The sequence below is a fragment of the Microbulbifer weihaiensis genome (assembly GCF_048323715.1).
Classification (GTDB): domain Bacteria; phylum Pseudomonadota; class Gammaproteobacteria; order Pseudomonadales; family Cellvibrionaceae; genus Microbulbifer.
This window is the reverse complement of record NZ_JBLWFL010000016.1, coordinates 69786-94336: the sequence shown is the minus strand read 5'-3', so window position 1 is coordinate 94336 and position 24551 is coordinate 69786. Positions and strand designations below refer to the sequence as shown.

At 57.1% G+C, this 24551-nt stretch carries 22 protein-coding genes; 12 read left to right on the top strand and 10 right to left on the bottom strand.

Features of this window, described 5'->3' with window-relative positions:
* Position 1: 1 nt before the first annotated feature.
* Positions 2 to 709 (top strand): tetratricopeptide repeat protein, encoded by a 708-nt coding sequence (locus ACNKU7_RS15630; RefSeq protein WP_418297931.1) that lies wholly within the window; start codon positions 2 to 4, stop codon positions 707 to 709.
* 615 nt (positions 710 to 1324) lie between these two features.
* Positions 1325 to 1750 carry a 3D domain-containing protein gene (locus tag ACNKU7_RS15625; protein ID WP_418297930.1) on the top strand — a complete coding sequence of 142 codons (426 nt, stop codon included), beginning with the start codon at positions 1325 to 1327 and terminating at the stop codon, positions 1748 to 1750.
* A 110-nt stretch (positions 1751 to 1860) separates the two neighbouring features.
* Here the strand turns inward: ACNKU7_RS15625 and ACNKU7_RS15620 are convergent, their stop codons facing one another.
* Complete coding sequence (locus ACNKU7_RS15620) at positions 1861 to 2562, bottom strand: hypothetical protein (RefSeq protein ID WP_418297929.1); 702 nt, start codon at positions 2560 to 2562, stop codon at positions 1861 to 1863.
* A gap of 259 nt (positions 2563 to 2821) precedes the next feature.
* Positions 2822 to 3088 (bottom strand): hypothetical protein, encoded by a 267-nt coding sequence (locus ACNKU7_RS15615; RefSeq protein ID WP_418297928.1) that lies wholly within the window; start codon positions 3086 to 3088, stop codon positions 2822 to 2824.
* Positions 3089 to 3287: 199 nt separating this feature from the next.
* Here ACNKU7_RS15615 and trhO point away from each other — a divergent pair, with 199 nt between their 5' ends.
* Positions 3288 to 4328 carry an oxygen-dependent tRNA uridine(34) hydroxylase TrhO gene (gene trhO / locus ACNKU7_RS15610; RefSeq protein ID WP_472439833.1) on the top strand — a complete coding sequence of 347 codons (1041 nt, stop codon included), beginning with the start codon at positions 3288 to 3290 and terminating at the stop codon, positions 4326 to 4328.
* A 22-nt stretch (positions 4329 to 4350) separates the two neighbouring features.
* Here the strand turns inward: trhO and ACNKU7_RS15605 are convergent, their stop codons facing one another.
* The 3 genes from ACNKU7_RS15605 to apbC form a co-directional block, all read right to left on the bottom strand.
* Positions 4351 to 4734 (bottom strand): hypothetical protein, encoded by a 384-nt coding sequence (locus tag ACNKU7_RS15605; RefSeq protein ID WP_418297927.1) that lies wholly within the window; start codon positions 4732 to 4734, stop codon positions 4351 to 4353.
* Positions 4735 to 5145: 411 nt separating this feature from the next.
* Positions 5146 to 5520: a hypothetical protein gene (locus ACNKU7_RS15600; RefSeq protein ID WP_418297926.1), complete on the bottom strand. Its 375-nt coding sequence runs from the start codon at positions 5518 to 5520 to the stop codon at positions 5146 to 5148.
* A 535-nt stretch (positions 5521 to 6055) separates the two neighbouring features.
* Entirely contained in the window at positions 6056 to 7222 is a 1167-nt protein-coding gene (gene apbC / locus ACNKU7_RS15595; protein ID WP_418297925.1) for an iron-sulfur cluster carrier protein ApbC, read from the bottom strand.
* Positions 7223 to 7545: 323 nt separating this feature from the next.
* Between apbC and metG the strand changes: the two genes are divergently transcribed.
* Positions 7546 to 9576: a methionine--tRNA ligase gene (gene metG / locus ACNKU7_RS15590; protein ID WP_418297924.1), complete on the top strand. Its 2031-nt coding sequence runs from the start codon at positions 7546 to 7548 to the stop codon at positions 9574 to 9576.
* Positions 9577 to 9741: 165 nt separating this feature from the next.
* Entirely contained in the window at positions 9742 to 10683 is a 942-nt protein-coding gene (locus ACNKU7_RS15585; protein ID WP_418297923.1) for a D-2-hydroxyacid dehydrogenase, read from the top strand.
* A 51-nt stretch (positions 10684 to 10734) separates the two neighbouring features.
* Here the strand turns inward: ACNKU7_RS15585 and ACNKU7_RS15580 are convergent, their stop codons facing one another.
* Positions 10735 to 12381, bottom strand: coding sequence for a M20/M25/M40 family metallo-hydrolase (locus tag ACNKU7_RS15580; protein WP_418297922.1), 1647 nt, complete (start codon positions 12379 to 12381; stop codon positions 10735 to 10737).
* A gap of 304 nt (positions 12382 to 12685) precedes the next feature.
* Here ACNKU7_RS15580 and ACNKU7_RS15575 point away from each other — a divergent pair, with 304 nt between their 5' ends.
* The 5 genes from ACNKU7_RS15575 (at position 12686) to ACNKU7_RS15555 (ending at position 17731) form a co-directional block, all read left to right on the top strand.
* Positions 12686 to 15295, top strand: coding sequence for a zinc-dependent metalloprotease (locus tag ACNKU7_RS15575; RefSeq protein WP_418297921.1), 2610 nt, complete (start codon positions 12686 to 12688; stop codon positions 15293 to 15295).
* Positions 15296 to 15507: 212 nt separating this feature from the next.
* The gene (locus tag ACNKU7_RS15570; RefSeq protein ID WP_418297920.1) at positions 15508 to 15789 is read left to right on the top strand and encodes an ElaB/YgaM/YqjD family protein; all 282 of its coding nucleotides are present in this window, start codon (positions 15508 to 15510) and stop codon (positions 15787 to 15789) included.
* A 247-nt stretch (positions 15790 to 16036) separates the two neighbouring features.
* Positions 16037 to 16396, top strand: coding sequence for a hypothetical protein (locus ACNKU7_RS15565; protein WP_418297919.1), 360 nt, complete (start codon positions 16037 to 16039; stop codon positions 16394 to 16396).
* Positions 16371 to 16616, top strand: a complete 246-nt coding sequence (locus ACNKU7_RS15560; RefSeq protein ID WP_418297918.1) for a hypothetical protein — start codon at positions 16371 to 16373, stop codon at positions 16614 to 16616. Before ACNKU7_RS15565 ends, ACNKU7_RS15560 begins: the two co-directional genes overlap by 26 nt.
* 218 nt (positions 16617 to 16834) lie before the next feature.
* Positions 16835 to 17731, top strand: a complete 897-nt coding sequence (locus ACNKU7_RS15555; RefSeq protein ID WP_418297917.1) for an NAD-dependent protein deacetylase — start codon at positions 16835 to 16837, stop codon at positions 17729 to 17731.
* Between the two features lie 30 nt (positions 17732 to 17761).
* Here ACNKU7_RS15555 and ACNKU7_RS15550 read toward each other — a convergent pair whose 3' ends face one another.
* The 4 genes from ACNKU7_RS15550 to ACNKU7_RS15535 form a co-directional block, all read right to left on the bottom strand.
* Positions 17762 to 18964 (bottom strand): hypothetical protein, encoded by a 1203-nt coding sequence (locus ACNKU7_RS15550; RefSeq protein WP_418297916.1) that lies wholly within the window; start codon positions 18962 to 18964, stop codon positions 17762 to 17764.
* A 93-nt stretch (positions 18965 to 19057) separates the two neighbouring features.
* Positions 19058 to 19936, bottom strand: a complete 879-nt coding sequence (yghU, locus tag ACNKU7_RS15545; RefSeq protein ID WP_418297915.1) for a glutathione-dependent disulfide-bond oxidoreductase — start codon at positions 19934 to 19936, stop codon at positions 19058 to 19060.
* A gap of 31 nt (positions 19937 to 19967) precedes the next feature.
* Positions 19968 to 20426, bottom strand: coding sequence for a GNAT family N-acetyltransferase (locus tag ACNKU7_RS15540; RefSeq protein ID WP_418297914.1), 459 nt, complete (start codon positions 20424 to 20426; stop codon positions 19968 to 19970).
* Between the two features lie 162 nt (positions 20427 to 20588).
* A complete protein-coding gene (locus tag ACNKU7_RS15535; protein ID WP_418297913.1) occupies positions 20589 to 21623 on the bottom strand; it encodes a hypothetical protein in 1035 nt (344 codons plus the stop codon).
* 312 nt (positions 21624 to 21935) lie between these two features.
* Between ACNKU7_RS15535 and ACNKU7_RS15530 the strand changes: the two genes are divergently transcribed.
* On the top strand, positions 21936 to 23588 hold the full coding sequence (locus tag ACNKU7_RS15530; RefSeq protein ID WP_418297912.1) for a methyl-accepting chemotaxis protein: 1653 nt from the start codon (positions 21936 to 21938) through the stop codon (positions 23586 to 23588).
* 382 nt (positions 23589 to 23970) lie between these two features.
* Entirely contained in the window at positions 23971 to 24546 is a 576-nt protein-coding gene (rsxA, locus tag ACNKU7_RS15525; RefSeq protein WP_226667870.1) for an electron transport complex subunit RsxA, read from the top strand.
* Positions 24547 to 24551: the final 5 nt, after the last annotated feature.

Below are 24551 nucleotides of genomic sequence, written 5' to 3'. Positions count from 1 at the left end.
GATGTACCAGGCCCGCCTGCTGCCTACCTTGCTCCCGGCCCTCGCCCTGAACCTGTGGCTGGCATTGCCGGCCAACAGCGAGCCCAATGAATCAGAGGCGCCGGTCGCCGAGCTGATCGGCGACGCGGAGCAGTACGCGCTCGGCGGCGATTACGATGCGGCCCTGCCACTTTACGAGCGGGCCATTGCCAGCCTCACCGATGATCAGCCACAGCAGCATCGCCTGCGCTACCGCTACGGCATCATCCTCAATGCCCTGGGCGGACAGCGCCCGGATCTCTACCCGCTCGCGCGCAGCCAGTTCCAGGCGGTGCTGTCCTACATTCAGTCGGCACCGGGGCTGCCCTTCGAGCACTCCGCAGCCCGGGTGCGCTCTGCCCTGGCGCACACCTATCACCAGCAATCCGCGACTGTGGATAACCCGCAGCAGCGGGCGCAGCTGTTGCGCAATGCCTACCAGCTGTATCGCACAGCCCTGGACGAGCTGGAGAAGGAAGAGGACTGGCAAAACCTGGCGATCACTTACTTCAACATTGGGCAGGTATGCGAGTGGCAGGGCAATCTGGAAGAAGCGATCGAGTGGCTGGAGCAGGCGGTGACCCTGGATCGTCACCACGGCTTTGACGACCTGGAAGAAGATCAGGCTTACCTGACTGCCCTTCGGGAAATGGTCATTCCAACTCGCCCCGTAGACAACACCCCCATCTGAACAGTGCCAATAGCACCCTGAGCGCACGGTAGCGAGCAAAGCGTACTGAGAAAGCTTGCTACCGGAGCCCCGCTATTCGCGAGATGTATATCCTAAATCCATCCCTTTTATACCCTTCGCCATGCCCAAATCGCCCCCAAATTGCCCGGTTACAAGGTCGATTACTCCCCGTATTCGGAAAATCCAGCCGGTCTGACCTGATAGTCTCAAATAAATATAAAAAAATTATGTTCCACGGAATCTCTGGTCTCCCCCCTGAAGCTGGTCATTTTTTCCACAGCAGAAGCATGACATCGTTGTCATAGCAGATTTGCGATCAGCAACCAGATTCCCATAGAAAAGATTTAGGAGCGACCATCGCTGTCATCAAAGCGTAACCTCTAGTTCGTTTATTTCACCAAAACCACAAATCGAAGTCTCAGGTTCCATTCTTAGAAAACAACACGACAATCTGTGCGGTAATTTATCCGCGAAGCAGAAAAGATTGATTCCCCTCCACCGATCTCTAATATGGCCCTTCCTGATCAAACATTGATCACTTATTACGAAATCAACTTGGAGGCTGAGCAGGCAAACCCAGTCTGCGACCGAAAAGCTTTCGGAGGTAAGATCCTTATGCGACAGAGTCTGAAAAAATACGTGCTTGTACTGACTGCTTCTCTTGCGGCACTGGCCGGCGGAGATGCCTTTGCCGCAATCAAGGAACCAGCGGGCAAGAAAAAGAAGTCCCTGACCGTCACGGCCACCGCCTACAACTCAGTGAAAGGCCAGACCGATGACGACCCCTGGATGGCAGCCTGGAACAACAAGCTGCGTCCCGGCGACAAGATCATTGCCGTATCCCGCGACCTCGAAAAGCACGGCCTGACCAACGGCACCAAGGTGCGAATTGAAGGCCTGCCCGGCACCTACACCGTGCGCGACCGGATGAACAAGCGCTTTACCAACCGCATCGATGTGTGGATGGAAAAAGACATCAAGAAGGCCCGCCTGTGGGGCAAAAAGAAGCTGAAGATCATCTGGGATCACGATAAGAAATAACCGCCGGAAGGCGCGCTGGGATTCTCACCCCCAGAACCCAAAACCCCGCATCACTGCGGGGTTTTGTCATTTATGGCTGGTCATATACCGGGCTTAAGAGACTCCGGAGACTAGGGCTCTGTGGTGGCGGCAATCCCGGGCACTTCATGACAGGCGGCGTTCTCAATGTAGTAAATACTGGGCTGGCGATCTTCGTTATAGCGATGCTCTACACCGCCCTCACGAAACACGATCAGGTACTCCGTCTTCACCCAGCCTTTTTCCGTCAGGTATTCGCTGAGCCAGAGCACTGCCGGGGAGTTTTCATAGCAATTGCCGTAAAACATCCGGGTCTTCTCCACCAGCTTGCTGGTTTCATAGTCGCGATATTTACCCGGGTAGGTAAAACGCTCGCCATCCAGGTCGTCGGCAATCACACCGGCTTCCGCCTGGGGCCGGTCTTCCTCGGCCAGCCTGCTCGAGCCGCTGTCTGAAACCGGATCATCGCCCACGGATTCTCCTGACGGAGAGTCCAGCAGCCCAAGTGCATCCGCTCCCCCGTCACTTCCATTGTCACTTTCCGCGGGAGGATGACTCCAGCCGGTACCGTCGTCGATTTTTTCAAAGTAGATAGCCGTGTTTTCATCACAGTCCACACAGCTGCGTCCCGCGATGATGGCATAACCTTGCAACTCGCCCACCAGGCGCGCTTCCGCCAGGTTTACGTCAATGGTGCGTGTATCCGATAACTCGAGCTCAATACCGGAGAATGCCGGCATGGCGTTCACGGAGCAGATAAAGGAGAGGGAAAGGAAAGGAAAGAAATACTTCATGCAGAGCAACCACAATTCTTACGCCTGCAGATTGCCGGTGCGAAGTGCGGCATCGCCGCCGGCAACAGCCGGCGCCGCCGGGGCAACATTCCTTGCAGCCCTCAGGCGACGCCTTGATTGGGTGTGCTGTTACACTGTCGCGATTCCCTTCTATGTATAACCATAGCAGCCATGCGAAATCCTGCTGGTCACCCGGGCATTTATTCGCAAACGGACTGGTTGATACGGGTCACGCAGATTAAGAGGCCGTTGTGTCTGCTCAGGGGGCTTCCCAGTCGCTCGCTTCCGCGGGCCCGATAAATGCGCCAATCCCCTCCTCTTTCAACGCATCCAGCGCCTCCGTGAGCGCTTCCTCATCGGTATCGAACACATCCTCCCAGACGGTGGTGTTGTTGTTTTCATCCACGATCTCCAGCAGCCAACCACCGTCGCCATCTTCATAGATATCGATGTCGACACTGCGGTCGCCGTCGCTGAATGTCCGGCACAGAGGGGATTCTTTGGAAGTGGTTTGTTCGTCGCCCATGGCACAACCTCGCTGGCAGCCTCGGATTTGGGGAAAAAAGGGATGGCAGCGTAGCAGAGATCCGGACCGACAGTGAACATTCGGTCAACCGCATCCTGGCGCTGTCGAAAAAGTGTACGACACCCACGGAAGAATTCCGTTAAAATGCGCGGCTATTTTCACCCCCGGGACGCAGGATTGTTTCTTTCGCCCGGGTTCCATGCCCCGGAATTACGCTCCGGACAGCAAGAAAGGTATCACCATGAACGTCGTCGTCTGCGCGCTGTATAAGTTCGTCACTCTGGACAACTTTGAATCCCTTCGCGAGCCCCTGCTCAATACCCTGCTGAAACACGAGGTACGCGGTACCCTGCTGCTGGCCAAAGAAGGCATCAATGGCACTGTCGCGGGCAGCCGCGCGGGTATCGACGCGCTGCTGGCCTACCTGAAGTCCGACCCGCGCCTGGCCGAGCTCGACTACAAAGAGTCTTACACCGAGGCAATGCCCTTCCTTCGCAGCAAGGTAAAACTGAAGCGGGAAATCGTGACCATGGGTGTCGAGGGGATCGATCCCCGCCGCACCGTGGGCACCTATGTGAAGCCCGCAGACTGGAATGCACTGATTTCTGACCCGGAAGTGCTGCTGATTGATACTCGCAACGACTACGAAGTCCAGGTTGGTACCTTCGAGCACGCGGTGAACCCGAAGACCACCGCTTTCCGCGAATTCCCGGATTATGTGAAAGAGCACCTGGATCCGCAGAAGCACAAGAAGGTCGCGATGTTCTGCACCGGCGGTATCCGTTGTGAAAAATCGACCGCCTACCTGAAAGAGCAGGGTTTCGATGAGGTCTACCACCTGCACGGCGGTATTCTCAAATACCTGGAAGAAGTTCCCAAGGAAGAAACCCTCTGGCGCGGCGAGTGTTTCGTTTTTGACGAGCGCGTTACCGTGAACCACGACCTGGAAAAAGGCAGCTATGAACAGTGCAACGCCTGCCGTATGCCGGTCACCCTCGAAGAAATGGAATCCGAACTGTTCGAGCAGGGTGTCAGCTGCCCCCACTGCTACGACAAGGTTTCGGAATCGGACAAAGCCCGTTTCCGCGAGCGTGAAAAGCAGATTCAACTGGCCAAGCAGCGCGGCGAAACCCATATTGGCCACGATGCCAGAACCACCACGCTTTCCCGCCGCCAGGAAAAGCAGGCGTTGCGCCGCAAGCAAATGGAAGCGGCGAAAAAACAGCAGCAGGCTGGCTGAGTCGCAGACACGTAACTGGATCTCAGCCAGGTACTTCCGCTGAGCTGGTCAGCCAGCTCAGCGCTTCCGCCTCAGTCAGGAATGAAAAAAACTCCAGGCCACCCTCTCGCGCCTTGTTGCGAATCACCGCGGTAGTGTCCAGTTGGTTGCCGTTAAGAATGGCGATGCGTGCACCGCGCGTTACCAGAGCGCAGGCAACGAAGCTTCCAAAGCGTGCCTGCTCTTCTGCCGTCATCGACATTTTCCGCACCTGCCTGACATCCGCAAATACTCGCAGCGGTTGCAAATGTCCGTACTTGGCAATCAGTTGACGTACCGCTTCCACACGATTGTCGTAGGTCGCCTCGCCGTAGAACAACATGCGCGCCACCCTGTTGTGGCTGTCAAACCGAATCCGAAAACTCATTACTGCGATTACTCCATTCAACCGCGCATTCAGTGCGCGGCTACTACAACTCCATTTTGTCCAGGCCATCGTTCCTCGGCACATTCCCAGCCCGCGCGAGGCTGAAAATGTGAATCCCGTTGGCGCTTTAAACCACCATCGCAGAGTGTGACAAGAATATTTATCTTTAGAAGCCGATGTTCAGTTTTTTTTGAAAAATGGGAAAAATGTTCAACTTTCAGCGCTCAAAAGGCGGAAAAAATACTGCACCAAAGTACCAGGTGGAAAAATATTCAACGACAGAGTCACCTCAACCCCAGGAAAAATGCCCGGAGAAAAATAGAGGCCTTTGGGAAAATAGACAAAAGGGAAAGGCTTGGGACGCCGGCATCCGAAATTCTGGCTATCGAGCTGATAGTCAAATCGATGAGTTCAAATAACGACTTCAGCCCCTAACCAGTCAAGCGCGGCGGCCTCAGTAATAAATTCACCCACCACCATCCCGTGAGCTTGTGCAGCGTGGTCAATAATCAGATTGGCATTGTGATCAGTCGCGTGGAGAACAGCCGCACGCGCGTGCTTCAACCCTTCCAGTTGCGCCGCGTAAGTACCAAATTGCGCACGCTCACTGGCGGATAAATGCAACACGGCCCTGCGCACATCCACCAGCAGCCGCAAGGGGTGTAAATGGCCATATTTTTCCGCGATCTGCCGCGCGGAAGCCACTTTATCTGCCAGATAGACATCATCGAAAAAAGTCGCCCGCACAATGCGCGTGCTCGGGTCAAAACGTATTTGAAAGCTCAAGTTCTTTACTCCGCTAGCGGGGAAACTTGGTAAACCAGCCGCAACGCTGAATCCCCCCTATCCACAACCTGTATCTCGTTCGAGTGCACGTATCCTTCTCTCAACAAGATCAGGGTATCCGCACGATAGTTCCACTTTGACGGAGAAAGGATCATCCCGGGTCAATTTCTGGCCCACTTTCACTCGCCAACAACCATGCGCACATGCAATCCGACCTGACTATGCAATTGCCATCGCCAGAATGAAAAAGAGGCCGCTAGCTGCGGCCTCTCGTCCTGATGCACTAGAACCCAAATTGGGTTCTGTCCGGTCTATCCGTGCCAAAAGACCGCAAAGCTCCGGTGTTAACACGACCTCGCCCAGCATCCATGCCGACTGCGGCGTCACAAGCTGCCGTGTTCTCACCGGCTTTGCCCATTCTCGGAAAAAGGCCATCCCTGCCAGATCCAGAACTGCTGAATGTAGGCTTGTTACGCAGCTCGATAAAAGCTGGATCTGCAATCGTTAAAAAAAGGCGCGAAAGCCTCCCTGTGGCTCACTCGGCTATCTCGATATCCGGCAATTCGTCACCGTCACCAAGCAACCACAGGGACGCCGCCGCACGGCGCGCAATCTCGCGATAACAGAGTGCAACTTCGCCTTGCGGGTCGGCCACGACGCTGGGGCGACCGCAGTCGGTACCTTCGCGAATGGACATGGCCAGGGGGAGCTGCCCGAGGACACTGGTATCGTAGTCGGCGGCGATACGCGCGCCGCCGCCTGCGCCGAATATCGGCTCCTGGTGGCCGCAACTTGAGCAGGTGTGCAGGGCCATGTTCTCGACAATGCCGAGCACCGGCACTGACACCTTGCGGAACATTTCCACCCCCTTGATCGCGTCGACAAGGGCCAGATCCTGGGGAGTGGTCACAATCACCGCGCCGGCCAGCGCCGCTTTCTGCGCCAATGTCAGCTGGATATCACCGGTGCCGGGGGGCATGTCCACAATCAGGTAATCCAGTTCGTCACCATCCTCGGCCCACAGGGTCTGGGTCAGGATCTGGTTCAGCGCGCCGCTGGCCATTGGGCCGCGCCAGACCGCGGGCGTATCTTCCGTCAGCAGGTAGCCGAGCGACATGGTCTTGAGCCCATGGGCCATTACCGGCACAAAAGATTTGCCGCCCTTCACTTCCGGCCGCACGCCCTCGGTGCCGAGCATGGTGGGCAGGCTCGGGCCGTAGATATCCGCATCGAGCAGGCCCACGGATGCCCCTTCCGCCGCCAGCGCCAGGGCCAGGTTCACCGCCGTGGTCGACTTGCCCACGCCACCCTTGCCCGAGGCCACGGCAATAATGTTCTTCACCGCCTTGAGGGGTTCCGGCACATCACCGGGAAAAGTGGCGGGAATGTCGAAGAACAGCTCGGCCTGGAGCTTTGCCCCGGCCAGTTCGCCGCTAGCCAGTAGCGGTTCAGCGACCGCGCGCACGCGCGCCGCCCACGCCTCCTGCTGGCTGGCACAGGGATAGCCAAGGGTGATACCGGCAAACACGGTACCGTCGTCGTAGCCGACCTCGATATCCGACTCCAGCTCATCCAGCTTCAGCCCGGTCGCGGGATCTTCCAGCTGGCCGATGGCTTCCGCCAGCTGCTCAAGTGCCGCCTGGATACCGGCCGGGAGGTCATCGTGGTCGTGATGGTGGTCGTGATCGTGGTGGTCGCTCACAGGCATTTCCTTGTTGCTGTCGGTGTTGCCATCAGCGTTGCTGTCAGAGTCGCCGTCTGATGGGGTAAGTGGGCGGCATTGTGGTTTAAGCGGCACGCGCCTGACAAGGGCAGAGGCTTGCGACCCGGGTGCCTTGCAGGGCCCATTTCTGCTATATTCCGCGCTCTTTTAGCCACCGGGCGCACTGCCAGGCTGACCCCCGAACCACGAGACTGCCACGCGGTTGCCGTTATCTCGGGCGAACGCACATAGCGCATAGAGTCAGCTTCGGCCACTGCCCCGGCCACAAACAGTCATCTGCCTCGCAGCCTTTGGAATCAATGATGTCGCAGCCCCGCAATATTCTAGTCACCAGTGCACTTCCGTACGCCAACGGTTCATTGCACCTGGGCCATATCCTCGAGTACATCCAGACCGATATCTGGGCCCGTTTCCAGCGCGCCCAGGGCAATCAGTGCCTGTATATGTGTGCCGACGACGCCCATGGCACGGCGATCATGCTGAAGGCGGAACAGCTGGGCCTGACACCAGAGCAGCACATCGCCAACATGCAGGCTGAGCACGAGCGCGATTTCGCCGGCTTCCTGATTGGTGTGGACAACTATCACTCCACCCACTCCGAAGAAAACCGCGAACTGTCGGCGATGATTTACAAGCGCCTGCGCGAGAATGGTCATATTGCCTCCCGCACCATTACCCAGGCCTTCGACCCGGAAAAAGAACTGTTCCTGGCCGATCGCTATATCAAGGGCACCTGCCCGCGCTGTAAAACCGAAGACCAGTACGGAGACAACTGTGAAGCCTGCGGTGCGACCTACAGCCCCACCGAGCTGATCAACCCGGTCTCCGCCATTTCTGGCGCCACCCCGGTCGAAAAGGAGTCCGAGCACTTCTTCTTCACCCTGCCGGCCTTCACCGACTTCCTGAAGACCTGGACCCGCTCCGGCACCCTGCAGGGCGAAGTGGCCAACAAACTGGCCGAGTGGCTGGACGAAGGCCTGCAGGAATGGGATATCTCCCGCGACGCACCCTACTTCGGCTTCGAGATCCCCGACGCACCGGGCAAGTTCTTCTATGTGTGGCTGGATGCACCGATTGGCTACATGGCCAGCCTGAAGAACTACTGCGACAAAAACGGTAGCGACTGGCTGGAGTACTGGAAAAAAGACAGCACGGCCGAGGTGTACCACTTTATCGGCAAGGACATCGTCAACTTCCACGCCCTGTTCTGGCCGGCCATGCTGGACTCCTCCGAGTTCCGCACCCCGACCAAAGTGTGCGTACACGGCTTCCTGACCGTGAACGGCAAGAAGATGTCCAAGTCCCGCGGCACCTTCATCAATGCGCGCAACTACCTCGACCACCTGGATCCCGAGTACCTGCGCTACTACTTCGCCGCCAAGCTGACCGCCGGTGTCGACGACCTCGACCTGAACCTGGAGGACTTCGTCGCCAAAGTGAATTCCGACCTGGTGGGCAAAGTGGTGAATATCGCTTCCCGTACCGCCAAGTTTGTCAGCAAGTCCGGTGGCGCCCTGTCCGCTGAACTGGCCGACGCCGCCCTGTGGCAGCAGTTTGTAGACGCCGCGCCGCGTATCACCGAGTTTTTCGAAGCCCGCGAGTACAGCCGCGCGACCCGCGAGATCATGGCCCTGGCGGACGCCGCCAATGCCTGGATTGCCGACAAGGCGCCCTGGTCCCTGGCCAAGGAAGAAGGCAAGGAAGCGGAAGTCCTGGCGATCAGCTCCCAGGGCGTGAACATGTTCCGCGCCCTGATCACCTGGCTGGCGCCGGTTCTGCCGGAAACCGCGAAGAAAGCGGAAGAGTTCCTCGGTGTTTCCCTGGACTGGCACGCGGCCACCACACCGCTGGCGGGTCACACCATCAACAAGTTCAAGCCACTGATGCAGCGTGTGGAAAAAACCCAGGTAGATGCAGTAGTTGAAGCTGCGCAGGAATCCCTGGCGCAACTGCAGGCGGAAACCAAGCCCGCAGCCACCGGCCCGCTGGCGGACGACCCGATCGCGGAAGAAATCCAGTTCGACGATTTCGCCAAGGTGGATCTGCGCGTGGCGCTGATCGCCAAGGCCGAACATGTCGAAGGTGCGGGCAAGCTGCTGAAACTGACCCTCGATCTGGGCGGTGAAACCCGCCAGGTATTCTCCGGCATCAAGAGCGCTTACAAGCCGGAAGATCTGGAAGGCAAACTTACGGTGATGGTTGCCAACCTGGCGCCGCGTAAAATGCGTTTTGGCGTGAGTGAAGGCATGGTGCTGGCGGCTGGCCCGGGTGGAAAAGACCTGTGGATTCTAGAGCCTCACGCGGGGGCGCAGCCGGGTATGCGCGTACTTTAAAAGGTGCGCTCCTAGTGGAGTTGTGGGGTGCCCCTCAGGAGTGGCCTCCTGCTCCACAACCTCGTCGGCAATCGTTCCGCAGAAGGCCACCCCTGAGGGCCTTCGCTTCTGATTTCTAAATTTTTATTTCTGTGAGTGGTTCTACGTAATTACAGGGAGTTTTTTGTGCGCGGCGTTTTTCTTGATACTTCAACCATGAAGCTGGAGGAGCTGGATACCTCCGCCCTGGAAAAATCTCTCGATCATTGGGCGTTTTTCGAGACCACGGCACCAGGGGAAACCGCACAGCGCATTGCCGACGCAGAGGTGGTGATCACCAACAAAGTGGTACTCGACCGCGCACTCATCGAAGATGCCCCCAACCTCAGGCTCATCTGTGTGTGTGCCACCGGCACCAACAATGTCGATCTCGGTGCAGCCGCCGAAAAAAATATTCCGGTATTGAATGTCAGCGGTTATACCGGCAGTTCACTGGCACAGCACACCCTCGCCCTGATCCTTGCCCTCGCCACCCGCTGGCATCAGTACGACGCCGACGTGAAAGCCGGGCGCTGGAGCGAGTCCAAAATTTTCTGCCGCCTGGATTACCCGGTACTGGAACTCGCCGGGAAAACCCTCGGTATCATTGGCTACGGCGACCTCGGACAGAAAGTGGCCAAGCTCGGGGAAGCGCTGGGTATGCGTATCCTCGTTGCGGACTCCTTTAGCGGCGAGCAGAAACCCGGCCGCGTACCCCTGGCAAAGTTACTTGCAGAGTCCGACGTGGTCAGCCTGCACTGCCCGCTTACGGAGCATACCGACAAGCTGGTAAATCACAGTTTCCTCGCCAGCATGAAAAACTCCGCGTTCCTCATCAATACTGCCCGCGGTGGCCTCGTGGATGAGCCGGCACTCGCAGACGCGTTGCATAAGGGTGAGATTGCCGGCGCAGCACTGGACGTACTGGGTGTGGAGCCTCCACCCGCCGACCACCCCCTGCTGGCAGCCAATATCCCCAACCTGATTATCACTCCGCACAACGCGTGGATCAGCCGAGAGAGCCGGCAACGGCTTTTGAATGGGGTAGTGCGCAATATTATCGACTGGAAAGCGCAGGAAAGGGATTGACGCTTATCGCGTCAACCCCGGGCTGAACGCACCTAAAGCGAGGTCTCCCGACTATTTTTCGTCGAGCTTATTGCCAGCGAAGGTGACTCCAAAATAATCCCCTTCATTCCATTGTGGCCGCTCCCTGGCATTGGCCACAGCCGCTGTAATCTGCTGATTTACCGCAGCAAACTTTGCAGCTACAGAGTATTGGATCAACGACCACTCATCGGAGGGCTCATGGTAGTTCTCTTTGCGAAACTTTCTATGGGACTCCAAACCTTCACCACCGGGCCCGGTAGCTACGAAGATCGCCGGAATACCCTGCTTTACAAAGCTGTATTGATCAGAGCCAACGAAACGTGCTTGTTGCGGCATGGGATCCGGCCGCAGACGAACACCTAGATGAACGACACTGTCCTGCACCAATTGCTTTAGGGAAGAATGGGCAGCACCAAAAGCCACCAAGTCTTCAAAGTCATAAGTCAGAATCGGCATATCTATATTGATATTCGCAACAATATTCTGTTTATCCACCGTAGGGTTGTGGGCAAAGTAATCCGACCCGATCAGTCCCTTTTCTTCGCCGGTTACGGCAAGAAATATCACTGAACGTTTGGGTGGTTGCATGGTAAGTTGCCTTGCCACCTCTAACATCGTGGCGACACCTACAGCGTTGTCCATGGCACCGTTATAGAGTTTGTCTGTTCCTGTTGAGTGCCCGGGCTTAACGCCTATATGGTCAAGATGGCCTGTCACGAGAACATATTCATGCTTAAGCTTCGGGTCGACACCAGGTAGTACCCCAACCACATTCTGACTTGAAAGCTTTTGCTGTTTCGCCGCCATCTGGATCCTGCCGGTAAGCCCCATCGAAAAACTAGGCACGTCGCCTGTCGCTACTCTATTCAACACGGAATCCCAGCCCAGCTCACCATAGGGAAACAGCTTTCTCGCCGCTGACTCCCGCAGCACTGCCCATCCACGAATGTTGGGTGACTGTGAATGCGGCTCTCCATTTTCACGCAACCAGGCCATGCGAGTACTGGCCTTCAAAGATTTTGCCAGCTTTTCGAATGGGAAATTTTTTTGAAACTCCGGTGTGTACAGCATGATAGAGGCCACTGCACCGCGCTCGGACGCATAAGCAGACTTCATGCTCCGAAAGTGTGCTGCCTCCTCCGATGGCAGCGTAGGATCGGTACTGACGAGAAAAACCGCTATTTTTCCATTCAGATCAATACCTGCATAATCATCACGTCCGAAAAATGATGATTCAATACCATGCCCGACGAAAACCAGCTCTGCCTCGACATCAATATCCTGACTCACCACCGTTGGGAAAACCACGTAATCGAGATCAGGCAGAAGCTCGAGTGCAAGGCCATCTCGCATAATACTCAAGCTACCTTGCGTCTCATCAGCTAACCCATACTCAAGAATAGGCACCGACTGAAGAAAGCTTTCATCAGCGCCCGGTTTTAGCCCGATTGACCGGAAGCGTTCAGCCACATATAACGCAGCCAGCTCATAACCTCGGGTTCCCGCTTCTCGCCCTTCGAGCAAATCGTCTGCCAAATAGCGAACATCGGCTTCGATACGCCGCTCCGCGCTTCCGGGCACAAGGGCTTCGGTTCCCATGGCAACCCTCGGCACCAACGCCACCAATGCCAACACCCCAAGAATGAAAAACGCGAAAATATTACTTTTGCATCCCATATATGGCTCCTGCCCCACAAAACATTTCAATAACGACAATAACCAACAACTGACTAATTTCGAGCTTAATATCAATGATATTGCAGTCCATACGCAATCTGGCTGCAAGCTTGTTCTACACCCAACTTCCCGATACTGACATTCTTGCCATAAAGCCTTTCTGACTTGCCATGCATTGATAAAAAGCGGCCGAAATTCTGGACTTCAGCGGGACACATTTGGTTAACTCGATCTGTCAACAGGATAGAGTAAGGCTGTTTGAATACCTGTCATGACAGCCCATTCAAATAAAAAGGATTTAATCATGGCCATTTTTGCGCGTGCGGCGAAAGTCATTTCCGCGGCGGCGTTATCGTTGTTTATATCTGCTTGCGGCGATGACACCACCTCATCAAACACCGAAACAACGAAAAGCGACCTCAAGCCTGTTTCGGAAATCACCAACGACAGCGAACTCTTTGCCGGACTGTTCGACCTGTACCAAAACCAGAAAACCGGCAGTGTTTACCTGAAAATCAAGCCAGAGCAGCTCGACAAGGACATATTGCATCACATGCAGGTCAGTCGCGGCACACCAAGTGGCGATTTCCAGCATGTTACCGGCGGTTATTTTGGTGCCCAGGTTTTGCGCTTCGAGCGTCATTTCGACAAGGTGCATGTGCGCCAGGAAAATACCGTCTTCACGTTCGACCCAAAAAACCCGATCAGCCGTGCAAGCCAGGCCAACCTCAACCGGCCGATGCTGGCAGCACTCAAGATCGAAGCGGAAGAAAAAGATAGCGGCGCCATATTCGTCAATGTGGACAAGCTGTTTTTGAACGAGTCGCTGCGCCAGCTAAAGGCATCCCCGAATCCGGAGGCAAAACCGGGCGATGGATTGCCTATTGGCAAGTTGAACGAGGACAAAACCAGTTATGTGAAACTGCATAACTATCCACAGAATACGGATGTGGAAGTGGAGTACGTTTACGAAAACCCGGAACCGGTACTGCCCAAGAATTTTGGCGCAGACATCGTGGACTATGCACTTGGCGACGAGCGCAGCCTGACATTCAGTATCCGCCACATCCTGATCCAGGCACCGGAAAACGACTTTGTGCCCCGCCGCGACGATCCGCGGCTTGGCTATTTCACCAGTCTCAAACAGGTGATGACGTCAGATAAAGTCGCCCCTTATGGCGATTTCATCAACCGCTGGCACCTGGTCAAGAAAAATCCCCTGGCCAAGATCTCCGAGCCAGTCAAACCCATTGTCTGGTGGATCGAAAACACTACCCCGCTGGAGTACCGGGACACCATTCGCAATGCAACACTGGCCTGGAACAAGGCGTTTGAGCAGGCCGGGTTCAAGAACGCCATCCAGGTGAAAGTCCAGCCGGATGATGCGGAGTGGGACGCCGGCGACCTGCGTTACAACGTGCTGCGCTGGACCGCTTCCCCCAGGCCGCTCTTCGGGGGCTACGGGCCATCGGTCGCCAACCCGCTCACCGGGGAAATTCTCGGCGCAGATATCATGCTCGAGCTGGTGGCCATGCAGAATATGTCCCGAATGCCCGGCATGTTTGATGTGCCTGCGGCTTCCAGTACGCAAACCACCGGCCGTTTTAACCCGATGCGCCTGAGCCACGCACCGATATACGAGGGTGGGGCTTTCGGTGCCGCGGCGTTGAATGCAATGGGAGCCGAGGAAACAACCAGCAACCGCTTTGCCGAAGAGTTCCTCTACTTCCTGGTGTTACATGAAGTTGGCCACACCCTCGGCCTCAACCATAACTTCATTGCCAGCCAGCAAACGCCGATCGAATCCATCTACAACGCAGAAACCACACGCAAACAGGGCTTGCTCGCTTCGGTGATGGATTACCCGGCGCCAAACCTGGCACCCGCCGGTATGGAACAAGGGCAGTTCTATATCGTGGAACCCGGCGCATACGACCGCTGGGCGATCGAATACGGTTACTCCACTGCAGTGCCGGATCCGGCGGAAGAAGAGCAGCGCCTGAGCAATATTCTCGCCCGCTCTACTGACCCGGCGCTGGCCTTTGGCAACGATGCCGATGATATGCGGGCGCCCGGCGCCGGCATTGACCCCCGCATCATGATCGGCGACATGAGCCAGGATGCGATCGGCTATGCCCAGAACCAGTTCGAGCGCAGCCAGTTAATGCTGGACACCATGGCGGATCGCCTGCTGAAACAAGGGGAGTCGCGCCAGGAACTGGTCTATGGGGCCAACCTCGCCCTGGGCTACTACGCGCGTGCCGCACAGACCGTTTCCCGTTACGTGGGCGGTGTGCGGATTGATCGCTCCATGGTCGGCCAGGAAGGCGGCGAGGCACCTTTCCGCCCGATGACGACGGCCGAGCAGAAGCGCGCAATGGAAGTACTCGAGGAATATGTTTTTGCCCCGGACGCGCTGCACCTTTCGCCAGAGCTGATCCAGCAACTGCAGCAGCAGCGTCGCGCCTACTTCTTCTACGGCAAAACCGAAGACCCCAAGGTACACGATGTAGTGCTGCAAATGCAGAAGTCTGTACTCGACCACCTGCTGAATCCCGTCGTGCTGAAACGGCTGGAAGATTCAGCGCTCTATGGCAACGAGTATTCCATGACCGACCTGTATGCCGACCTCAACCTCGCCATTTTCGGTGTGGACGCGACCAGCAACGTCAGCAGCTTCCGCCAGAACCTGCAGCGGGAATACGTTGACCGGCTGATCGCTCTCGCCAACCCGAAGAATGACGGTGCACGCCAGCAACAGGCGCAGGCGCTGGCCCGCTATTCGCTCAAGCAGATCGAGCGGCAACTGGATTTCCGCGGCAATGAACCCGCATCGCGGGCCCATAAGGAGCACATCCAGTTCATTATTCGCCAGGCCTTGAACCCCGCTGCACAGCTGGCCACGTCTGCCTGACCGTTAACGGAGAGACAGTCGCTCACCGCGACTGTCTTTTCTGTCCCAGCCTCCCCTCTTCCCCCATTCCCTATACCCAGCACATCCGCCGCATAAGTTACTGACCGCCTGGCCATATGACCGGGATATCTCGGGCGATTGAATTTCCGTGGTAACCGGACGGGTCGACTATAGGATTCAGGAACGACCTCTCTAGAATGAAGGAGCTCGCTATGGCTAGCGCCAAGCCACACACGAATTCAAGCCGGGAAAAGTTGCATGAAGCCTACAATCTTGCGGGGGAAGCGGCCCAAGATGCCGCCCACCATGTCAAGAACCGGGCACATGAGACTGCAGATCACCTGAAAGCCCGGGCCAAAGACTCGGTTGAGCGCAACCGCCAGCGCGCTCAGGACGTCACTGAGCGCGCTGAGTCCCGAATCAAGGAACACCCGCTAATGGCCGTTGGTTGTGCCTTTGCGGTGGGATGGGTGATTGCCAAACTGATGAAATAACGCAGCCTGACTGGCCCCGGCATATCCCGCTGTTGATGTGATTGCAGCGGTGATCATCGTCGCTGCCAAAAACATTGCGCTAACGATTTTCACATAAAGCTTCATTGCTGCCACAGGTTGATCTATGGCCCAACCAAACGAGCCGAGTGACGCGCACGCGGCCACTCGGCCTGATACCGAAGCACACCATGCCGCTGATGCCACTGGCGATGCCTCTCACTCTTTTGCTGAGGAGGCGGAAAACGCAATGAGCCGCGCCCAAGCGGCCCTTTCACTCACGGGAGCCTGGTTCAACAACCTCTCGACACTGGCCCAGCTCGAGCTTCAACGCACCTTGAGCGCCGGTACGCGTATCCTCGCCCTGTCGATAGTACTGGTGCCACTGGCCTTTGTATTACTGGTCAGCTTCTGCGGCGGGCTCGGGTTACTCGGCTACTACTTCTCGCACTCCGTATACGTAGGTTTTGCGGTATTTTTCTTCGCTCAGGTTACCCTGCTCGGTGGCATTCTGTTTTACATCAACCAACTGCGCAAACTGCTCGGTTTCGAGGAAACGAAACGGCAAACCCGCGAGGCGGTGAATGATGTCGCTGAACTCTTTAAGTAGCCAGATACGCCATTGCAGCGAGGAAATGGAACGCCAGCGTCACGGCGCGCTGTACCTGTTGGCGGAACAAAAACAACAAGCGCTCAAGCGCGCGCGTCAGGTTCCGCTGCCGTTGGCCATCGGCCTCGCCTTTGCCGGAGGTTTTGTCGCTGAACGTTTTTTTGCGACGCCTGCGCCGGCCACGCTGCTGCGCTGGTATATGGCCGCAAGGGCCTTTTGATTTCGCCATGCGGCGCGGGCCCGCCTTCACCTTGGTGGTGATCAACCATTTTGCCCCGCCTTGTGACCAGAATTTTCTCCAGTATTTCCTACTGTGAGTAAGTCACCGACCCGGCCAACTTCAATTGCCGAAGAATTTCCGGAGTCGCGCTGACCGATAAGACGACCTGCAAACTGCATTACAATAGCCGATCACGCAGCCGACCCGGTACATTGAGATTGAGCAGTATCACTCCCACGACTTCCCCAAAGCCAATCGATGAGAGCACACCTTCGGCGAAGGCGTCGTCCCATAGCACGGGCGAGTCGGCGTCCCTGCTGGTGGATTTTATCCAGCGTCATCCGCGCCTGATGATTCTCACCGGCGCAGGCGTCAGTACCGATTCGGGCATCCCGGACTACCGGGACAGAAATGGCGACTGGAAGCGCAAGCCGCCGGTGGACCACCGGGATTTCATGCGCTGCGAGCGCACCCGCCAGCGCTACTGGGGCCGCGCCTTAATCGGCTGGCCGGTGATCCGCAATTCACAGCCGAACCCGGCCCACTTCCATCTGGCAGAGCTGGGAAAGCGCGGGCATGTGGAGCTGCTGGTAACACAGAATGTGGATCGCCTGCACCAGCGCGCCGGCAGCGAAAAGGTCATCGACCTGCATGGCCGTGCCGACGAGATCCAGTGCATGAATTGTGCGTTTCGTGCCGATCGCCAGGCCATTCACGACCTCAATTTCGACCTGAACCCGGCCTTCCGCCACTATCGGGCTGAAACCGCCCCCGATGGCGATGCAGACCTGGAAGTGGATTTCAGTGATTTCCGCGTTGCGGACTGCCCGGATTGCGCGGGTATCCTGAAGCCGGACGTGGTCTTCTTCGGCGACAATGTGCCAAAGACACGGGTCGTGCAGTCACTGGATGCGCTGCGCCACAGCAACGCACTGCTGGTCATCGGTTCGTCCCTGATGGTCTACTCCGGCTTCCGCTTTTGCCGCTATGCAAAAGAGTGGAACAAACCACTGGCCTCTCTGAACCTTGGGCGCACCCGCGCCGACGACCTGATCGACCTCAAGTTGAATGCCCACATCGGCGATACCCTGGCCGCGGTGTTGCGACAGCTGTAACCCGCCCTGACTTGGTTAAATCCCTGGCGATTATTCCGCCGGCAAGCCGAGTACAAATACCGCGAGACAGATCAGGCCGGTCGCGGCAAAACGCAGGGTTTTCCAGCGCCGCCGCGGCAAATCGCGCTGTTGCCGGGCAACCAGTACAGCCACCGCGCACTGGAAGGCATAAAACAGCGCGAACGCGCGCGACGCGTAGGCGATAATTTCCTGAACACTGGTCACCCAGGTAAGGCAAAGGGTTACCACCATGATCAACACATAGGCATAGCGCTCGGGCAATTTCTGCCGGGAAATATCCTCGATCAGCCCCCCGGCTCCCGCCGAGTCCGCAACCGAAGCACTGAACTGGCTGCCAATCGCTGCGATTGAAATCAGCAATGGCAATACCGCGGCAATTGGCGCGGTCATTCCGATTATGGCCGTCACATCGGCACCGAGTTTTTTGTGGAACAGCACCGTCGCCAGGGAAATGAAAACCAGGTAAATCGCAGCGGATAGCAACTGGGCCATGCGCATGGTGGCAATCCGCTGTTCCGCGGAATGCTCAGCGCCGAGGTACCTGGAGGTTTCAAACCCCTGCACCACAATCAGGAGACCAAGCAGCACGCGCATGTCGTGGAGGTCGATACCGGAATCCACATCCGGCAGTGCCCAGTCGCCGCGCAGGAAAAGTTGCAGGTTATGCACTGACAGCGCCACCAGTAGCGCGCCGATCATGCCAAGATTCAGGCTGACCGCGTACTTTTCCAGCGCCTCCAGCTCACTCAGGCCGCGCCAGATACCCACGCCGCAAATGGTGACCAGCAGTGCGCTGGTAATGCTGTTTGCCAGTAATTCACTTTTCATGCCGAGCGCATGCAGCAGGAATTCCGCCAGCAACTGCAGGTAATAGGTCACGGAAATAAAATAGGCCGCGGCCAGCACCACCCGGGAAGCCAGCGCGAGTTTTTGTGCCTCCCCTCGCTCATGCTCCACAGGCTCGAAATGGCGGATATTGAAACGAATGGCACCGCCCACGGCGTAGGCAATCAGCAGTAGCACCGCCATGCACAGAAGCGCACGGTTTCCCACGATGCCCCCCAACAGGGGCGCACTGACGAGAAAACCGCTGCCCATGATGGATGCGAGCGGCGTCAGGGTGGCTTTCCAGCCGGAGGAACTGGCGAGGCGCGGAGAGAACGCCAGATAAGCTGCAAGGAGTAATGCGATGCCTATGATCAGGAAATTCACCCACACTCCCTCAACGAAAGGTATTTACCACGCCCGCCTCCCGCAACACAGCCGGCTAGAGCTGCATGGTGGACACCATGACGAATGGTGGCGTCAGCCGTCTTCCGGGTCTTGCAGTTTGTCCTGGGTTTTATGCTCAAAATCACTGGCCTGGTGCCGTTCGTGCAACTGCTGCGATGGATCCCCCCAGGTGCGATTGACCATACGGCCGCGCTTCACCGCCGGCCGTGCGCCGATTTCATCCACCCAGCGCACAACGTTTTTGTAAGTGTGCGCCTGCAAAAACTCTGCGGCGTCATAGGCTTCATTGTTCACCACCGCGCCGTACCAGGGCCAGATCGCCATATCCGCGATGGTGTATTCCTTGCCGGCAATATAGGGGTGTTCCGCCAGCTGGCGGTCAAGCACATCAAGCTGGCGTTTGACCTCCATCGCGTAGCGGTTGATGGGGTACTCGTACTTTTCCGGTGCATAGGCGTAGAAGTGGCCAAAACCGCCTCCCAAAAAGGGCGCCGCGCCCATCTGCCAGAACAACCAGTTTAGTGTTTCTGTGCGCTGCTCCGGCGTATGCGGCAAAAACGCGCCGAACTTTTCCGCCAGGTAAACCAGAATAGAGCCGGATTCAAACACCCGGATCGGCGGTGTCGTGCTGTGATCCACCAGCGCGGGAATTTTCGAGTTGGGATTGATTTCCACAAAGCCACTGCTGAACTGGTCACCTTCGGTAATCCGGATCAGGTGTGCATCGTACTCGGCCGCTTGATGCCCCAAAGCCAGGAGCTCCTCCAGCATGATGGTCACTTTGACCCCATTGGGCGTGCCGAGGGAGTACAGCTGCAACGGGTGCTCCCCCACCGGAAGCGCCTTTTCATGCGTGGCACCGGCTATGGGGCGATTGATACTGGCAAACTGGCCGCCACTTGCTTGATCCCATGTCCAGATTTTGGGTGGGGTATAGGTGGTGTCGGACATTATTTTCTCCAGGTTCTACTTCCGTTTTTGCTCACAGTGCGAGCGTCATGAATAGGCTGTTTGGATCTTCCCGGTAATTCGCAAACGGGCCGCAGAATTCAAAGCCGTGCCGCTCATATAAACGGTGGGCGGGCTTGAAAAAATCCATCGAGCCGGTCTCCAGGCTCAAGCGTGAGTAGTTGCGCTTCCTGGCTTCCGCAAGGATGTGTTGCAGCATCGCAGAGCCAACACCATTGCCGCGGGCGCGGACTCCGGTGCGCATGGATTTGATTTCGCCGTGCGTCGGCGTCAGCTGCTTGAGCGCGCCGCAGCCGACGAGTTCTCCGCCGAGGCAGGCCGACCAGAAAGTGATATCCGGCTGGCGCAGGCCATCGAGATCCAGGGCGTGCTTGCTTTCCGGCGGTGACATGGCGCGCATATCGTCAATATGCGCCTGCAGAAATGCCGCAATTTCGTTACTGGTCAGGTCATCAACTTTGATGTTCAACATTGTACTTCCCACTAAAGGCACACCAGTGTTAACAACTCACCAATCGCTAAATTCAAATATTATTTATCTACGCCATCATGCTGATGGGCGCGGGGGCGCAGGGGTCATAGGAGCGTAGGAGACCGCGAACCACGGTTCCAGAAACGCTCCCCCGAGCTGTACTTAGCCCATTTCAGAACGCAGATGAGAACGCCCACGCGCAACAAGTGCCAGGATGGCCCACAACACCAGACTGACGATCAGCACCAGGCTGTATTCTCCGAAAGGAATCCGCAGTGGCAGCTGCCAACTCATGACTCCGCTGCCGATCAGCCCCAGCAATATCAGTACATATCCAGAGATGATGCTACCAACCGCCCTTTGCGACAACCCCAGGCCATGGATCTGGGTTACCACCAGCATGCTCAGGAACCCGGTGAAAAACATCGCCACAGCCGACCAGCCCTGCGACGGTGACAGGTACGCGACGACCACGCCGTGAATCAGGACAAAGCTTTCCAGGAAGAAGGTCCAGTAACGATTGCGATGGCTGCGGGTGAACATCAGACTGCCCTGCAGCAATAGTGCAAACAGGTAAAAGAACCCGAGCAGGTGCCCCATGGTGAGCTCAATCGGGTGATACCAGAAGGTGTAGAGGATCGCCCAGGAAAAGTAGTACCCGTGATAGCGCTTGAGACAGGTAACTACGGTTTGCCCGATCGGAACCCGCTTGCCAAAGAACAACCCCCGGCGCGGGTTTTCCATGATGAGGACGATCACCAGCAGGAAAATGACAGCAAACTGCGAAGACCACACCGAAACGGTCTGTGCCAGGCCATCGTAGAACAGCTTGGTCTGCAGTATGTGCAGGCCAATGAAAAAACCATTGCCGACCAGCGCGAGTACGTTGATGGGGTGCAGGCCACTGATATAACCCACCCCCCCGGTCTCACGCAGCTGCCTCGCGCGGAATATGATCCACCAGTGAAACAACTGGTGGGCTGCATAGCCCGCCCAGGCAGTGATAAATGCCCAGGTGGAAGGCTCGGGTAACTGCCAGTAATACCAGCCTGTACTCTCGTCTGGCAGGAACTGTATGTGATCACTGTAGGGGCCGATCATGATCGCCACCAGTACCAGCAGCAGGCAACCGAGCACACCCCAACTCAATGAAAAGCGATAACGCTTTTGGCTTTTTAACCAGCTACTTAACGGCATGCTGCCCCCGGTGGTTACCTTGGGTTATTGAGGAGTCCCGCTTCTCGAGTTCTCTTTCCCGCAATGGGAAGTCGCACGCCGTGGATCATTGTCATCCTCACGGCTTCTCAATGGCACGGCAGTTGCCCGTTATACGCAGCCGGCGCTCGCAACAGATCATTTTGCTGTGACAATGCCTCGCCCGCAATCTGGCTTCGACACGCCCGAGCAGCACCCCCTGCCCTGTTTGGCCCCAACATAGCAGGATACTCAAGTTTCACCCTGTGCAGCCGAAGATATCACTGTTAGCAATATCCGAACGAGCAGGAATTTATGTTGAGCAGAATAAAGATCGGAGCGCGTCTGGCCCTGGCATTTGCACTTATATCCGCCCTGTTGGCCGTCGCTACCGGCGTAGGACTGTTTTCGCTGTCCAGTTTCAAGAACACCGCCGAAGAGGCTCTTTCCGTCAATGCCGCGGTGGCACTGAACGCGCAAGAGATACAGATCCTCGCCCTGGAGGAGCGCCGCTTCGAGAAAGACGTTTTTATCAATATCAGCAAGCCTGAGAAAGTACAGTCCTACTTTGAGCGCTGGCAGGACACTGGTGCGCGCCTGGACGCCGCACTGCAGCGGGGACAGACACTGACCACTGAGGCAGCGCTGCTTGAACATTACGCTCTGGCACAACTGGCACTGGCGGCATACAGGGACGACTTCATCAGTGTTCACGAACGCATTGTCAGCAGGAAGCTGAGGAGCACAGCTGCGGCCAATGAAGCGTTTTCCGAGTACAAGGCCAACATTTACCAGCTCGAAGCCGAAGCCAAGGCCATCAATGAGCTGGCTGCGGCGGATATGGCCGCCGTTGTACCCACCATGACAAAGGCATTTCAGCGTGCGAGCAACTGGCTGCTCGCGGTTGCGCTGTCGGCACTCGCCGTGGCGATTTTGCTCGCCGTCGCCATAACCCGCAGTATTACCGGCCCACTGCAGCGGGCAGTGGAAGCTGCCCGGCAGATCAGCAAAGGCGACCTTCGCCAGCAGATCACCGCTCGCGGCCGCGACGAAACCGCAATGTTGCTGTCGGCGATGGGTGAAATGAGTCATTCCCTCACCGAGCTGGTCTCCAGCCTGCAGGGCGCCAGCGATTCCGTAAATACCGGCGCCAACGAAATGACCGTGGGGGCGGAAGAGCTCGCAACACGCACCGAACAGCAAGCCGCCGCACTACAGGAAACCGCCGCCAGCATGGAAGAATTTTCCGCCACAGCCCAGCAGAACACCCAGACCACACAAAAGGCCAGTGATCTCGCCAACAGCGCCTCGGAATACGCGCGTACCGGTGGCGAGGAAGTGAAAACCAACCTGTCGCTGATGCAGGAGATCGCCCAGCGCTCCAAGGAAATGAATGGCATCATCGAAGCGATCGATGGCATCGCCTTCCAGACCAATATCCTCGCCCTCAATGCTTCAGTGGAAGCGGCCAGGGCCGGGGAGCACGGGCGCGGTTTTGCGGTGGTGGCAGAGGAAGTGCGCAGTCTCGCCGGCCGCGCCGCAGAGTCCTCCGCACAGATCCGCTCTATGCTGGAGGAAACCCAGGCCATGATCAGTCGTTGTGCCACCCAATCCCAGCGCAGTGGCGAGACCATCAGTCAAACGGTCTCCGCGATCAACGATCTGGCCACACTGATGCAGGAAGTGTCCATCGCTACCGGAGAGCAGATCAGTGGCATCAGCCAGGTGACCGCAGCCATTTCACAGATTGACGCGGCCACCCAGCAGAACGCTCTGCTGGTACAGGAATCCAGTGCCGCGGCCCAGTCCATGGAGGAACAGGCTCACCAGCTGCAAGCGCTGATCGCGCGTTTCCAGATTAGTGAAGCAAACGAGGACACAGTTGCAGACTCAATGCCAGACGCCGCGGAGACCTCCATCCAGCGGCGGCAGGACAAGCGCGAAACCTCACTCGCTGTGGCCGCATAAAACAGGATAAACCTCTCTTACCATGTGATTTCCTGCCGCAGTCAGGCAAGGACGCCGCGCTGACTGTCCAACACGCGGACTGGGTTTGCCCGTGGTATCCAGCTGGACGACCGGCTGATTTCCCTGCGCGCAGTATGCTCGCGCCCCATAACGGTGTACTGTCGAGTTGAAGGCGCTATTATGGTTCCCCATAATAGCGCCCTTGCGTAGCACCTTTCTCCCTACCAATTGCCAGGCGTCACCAGCGGCGCACACCAAACGGCCGACATTGGCGCGCAGATCGACAAACCTGTCTTTCTATCTCGCAACGATGCAGGGGTATTTGCGCCAGCGCCAGGCTTTGCGAAAATAACCCGACCTTAACTGACACCCGCGGAGAAACATGACCGAATTCGCCGTCATCCTGCTCAGCACCATACTGGTCAACAACTATGTGCTGGTGCAATTCCTCGGCCTGTGTCCCTTTATGGGCGTTTCCAACAAACTGGAAACCGCCATTGGCATGGCTGGTGCCACTACCTTCGTGCTTACCCTCGCGGCCATCTGCTCCTATCTGGTGAATACCTACCTGCTGGAACCCTTCGGCATGGAGTACCTGCGCACCATTTCCTTCATTCTGGTGATTGCCGTAGTGGTGCAGTTCGCGCGCATGTTTATCGAGAAGACCAGCCCGCTGCTGTACCGGGTACTCGGGGTGTTCCTGCCACTGATCACCACCAACTGTGCGGTGCTGGGTGTGGCGCTACAGAACACCCTGAAGGCGAACAACTTTGTCCAATCCACGTTGTATGGCTTCGGCGCCGCCGTGGGTTTTTCCCTGGTGCTTATCCTGTTTGCCGCCATGCGCGAGCGCCTGACCATGGCGGACGTACCCAAGCCATTCAAGGGGGCCGCCATCGGCATGATGACGGCGGGGTTGATGTCGCTGGCCTTTATGGGCTTCAGCGGGTTGGTATAGGTAGG

Bases quoted from the DNA above. Each gene is read 5' to 3' on its own strand.
- ACNKU7_RS15630 (WP_418297931.1), top strand. From the start codon at position 2: ATGTACCAGGCCCGCCTGCTGCCTACCTTGCTCCCGGCCCTCGCCCTG.
- ACNKU7_RS15625 (WP_418297930.1), top strand. From the start codon at position 1,325: ATGCGACAGAGTCTGAAAAAATACGTGCTTGTACTGACTGCTTCTCTT.
- ACNKU7_RS15620 (WP_418297929.1), bottom strand. From the start codon at position 2,562: ATGAAGTATTTCTTTCCTTTCCTTTCCCTCTCCTTTATCTGCTCCGTG.
- ACNKU7_RS15615 (WP_418297928.1), bottom strand. From the start codon at position 3,088: ATGGGCGACGAACAAACCACTTCCAAAGAATCCCCTCTGTGCCGGACA.
- trhO (WP_472439833.1), top strand. From the start codon at position 3,288: ATGCCCCGGAATTACGCTCCGGACAGCAAGAAAGGTATCACCATGAAC.
- ACNKU7_RS15605 (WP_418297927.1), bottom strand. From the start codon at position 4,734: ATGAGTTTTCGGATTCGGTTTGACAGCCACAACAGGGTGGCGCGCATG.
- metG (WP_418297924.1), top strand. From the start codon at position 7,546: ATGTCGCAGCCCCGCAATATTCTAGTCACCAGTGCACTTCCGTACGCC.
- ACNKU7_RS15580 (WP_418297922.1), bottom strand. From the start codon at position 12,381: ATGGGATGCAAAAGTAATATTTTCGCGTTTTTCATTCTTGGGGTGTTG.
- ACNKU7_RS15575 (WP_418297921.1), top strand. From the start codon at position 12,686: ATGGCCATTTTTGCGCGTGCGGCGAAAGTCATTTCCGCGGCGGCGTTA.
- ACNKU7_RS15570 (WP_418297920.1), top strand. From the start codon at position 15,508: ATGGCTAGCGCCAAGCCACACACGAATTCAAGCCGGGAAAAGTTGCAT.
- ACNKU7_RS15565 (WP_418297919.1), top strand. From the start codon at position 16,037: ATGAGCCGCGCCCAAGCGGCCCTTTCACTCACGGGAGCCTGGTTCAAC.
- ACNKU7_RS15560 (WP_418297918.1), top strand. From the start codon at position 16,371: ATGATGTCGCTGAACTCTTTAAGTAGCCAGATACGCCATTGCAGCGAG.
- yghU (WP_418297915.1), bottom strand. From the start codon at position 19,936: ATGTCCGACACCACCTATACCCCACCCAAAATCTGGACATGGGATCAA.
- ACNKU7_RS15540 (WP_418297914.1), bottom strand. From the start codon at position 20,426: ATGTTGAACATCAAAGTTGATGACCTGACCAGTAACGAAATTGCGGCA.
- ACNKU7_RS15535 (WP_418297913.1), bottom strand. From the start codon at position 21,623: ATGCCGTTAAGTAGCTGGTTAAAAAGCCAAAAGCGTTATCGCTTTTCA.
- ACNKU7_RS15530 (WP_418297912.1), top strand. From the start codon at position 21,936: ATGTTGAGCAGAATAAAGATCGGAGCGCGTCTGGCCCTGGCATTTGCA.
- rsxA (WP_226667870.1), top strand. From the start codon at position 23,971: ATGACCGAATTCGCCGTCATCCTGCTCAGCACCATACTGGTCAACAAC.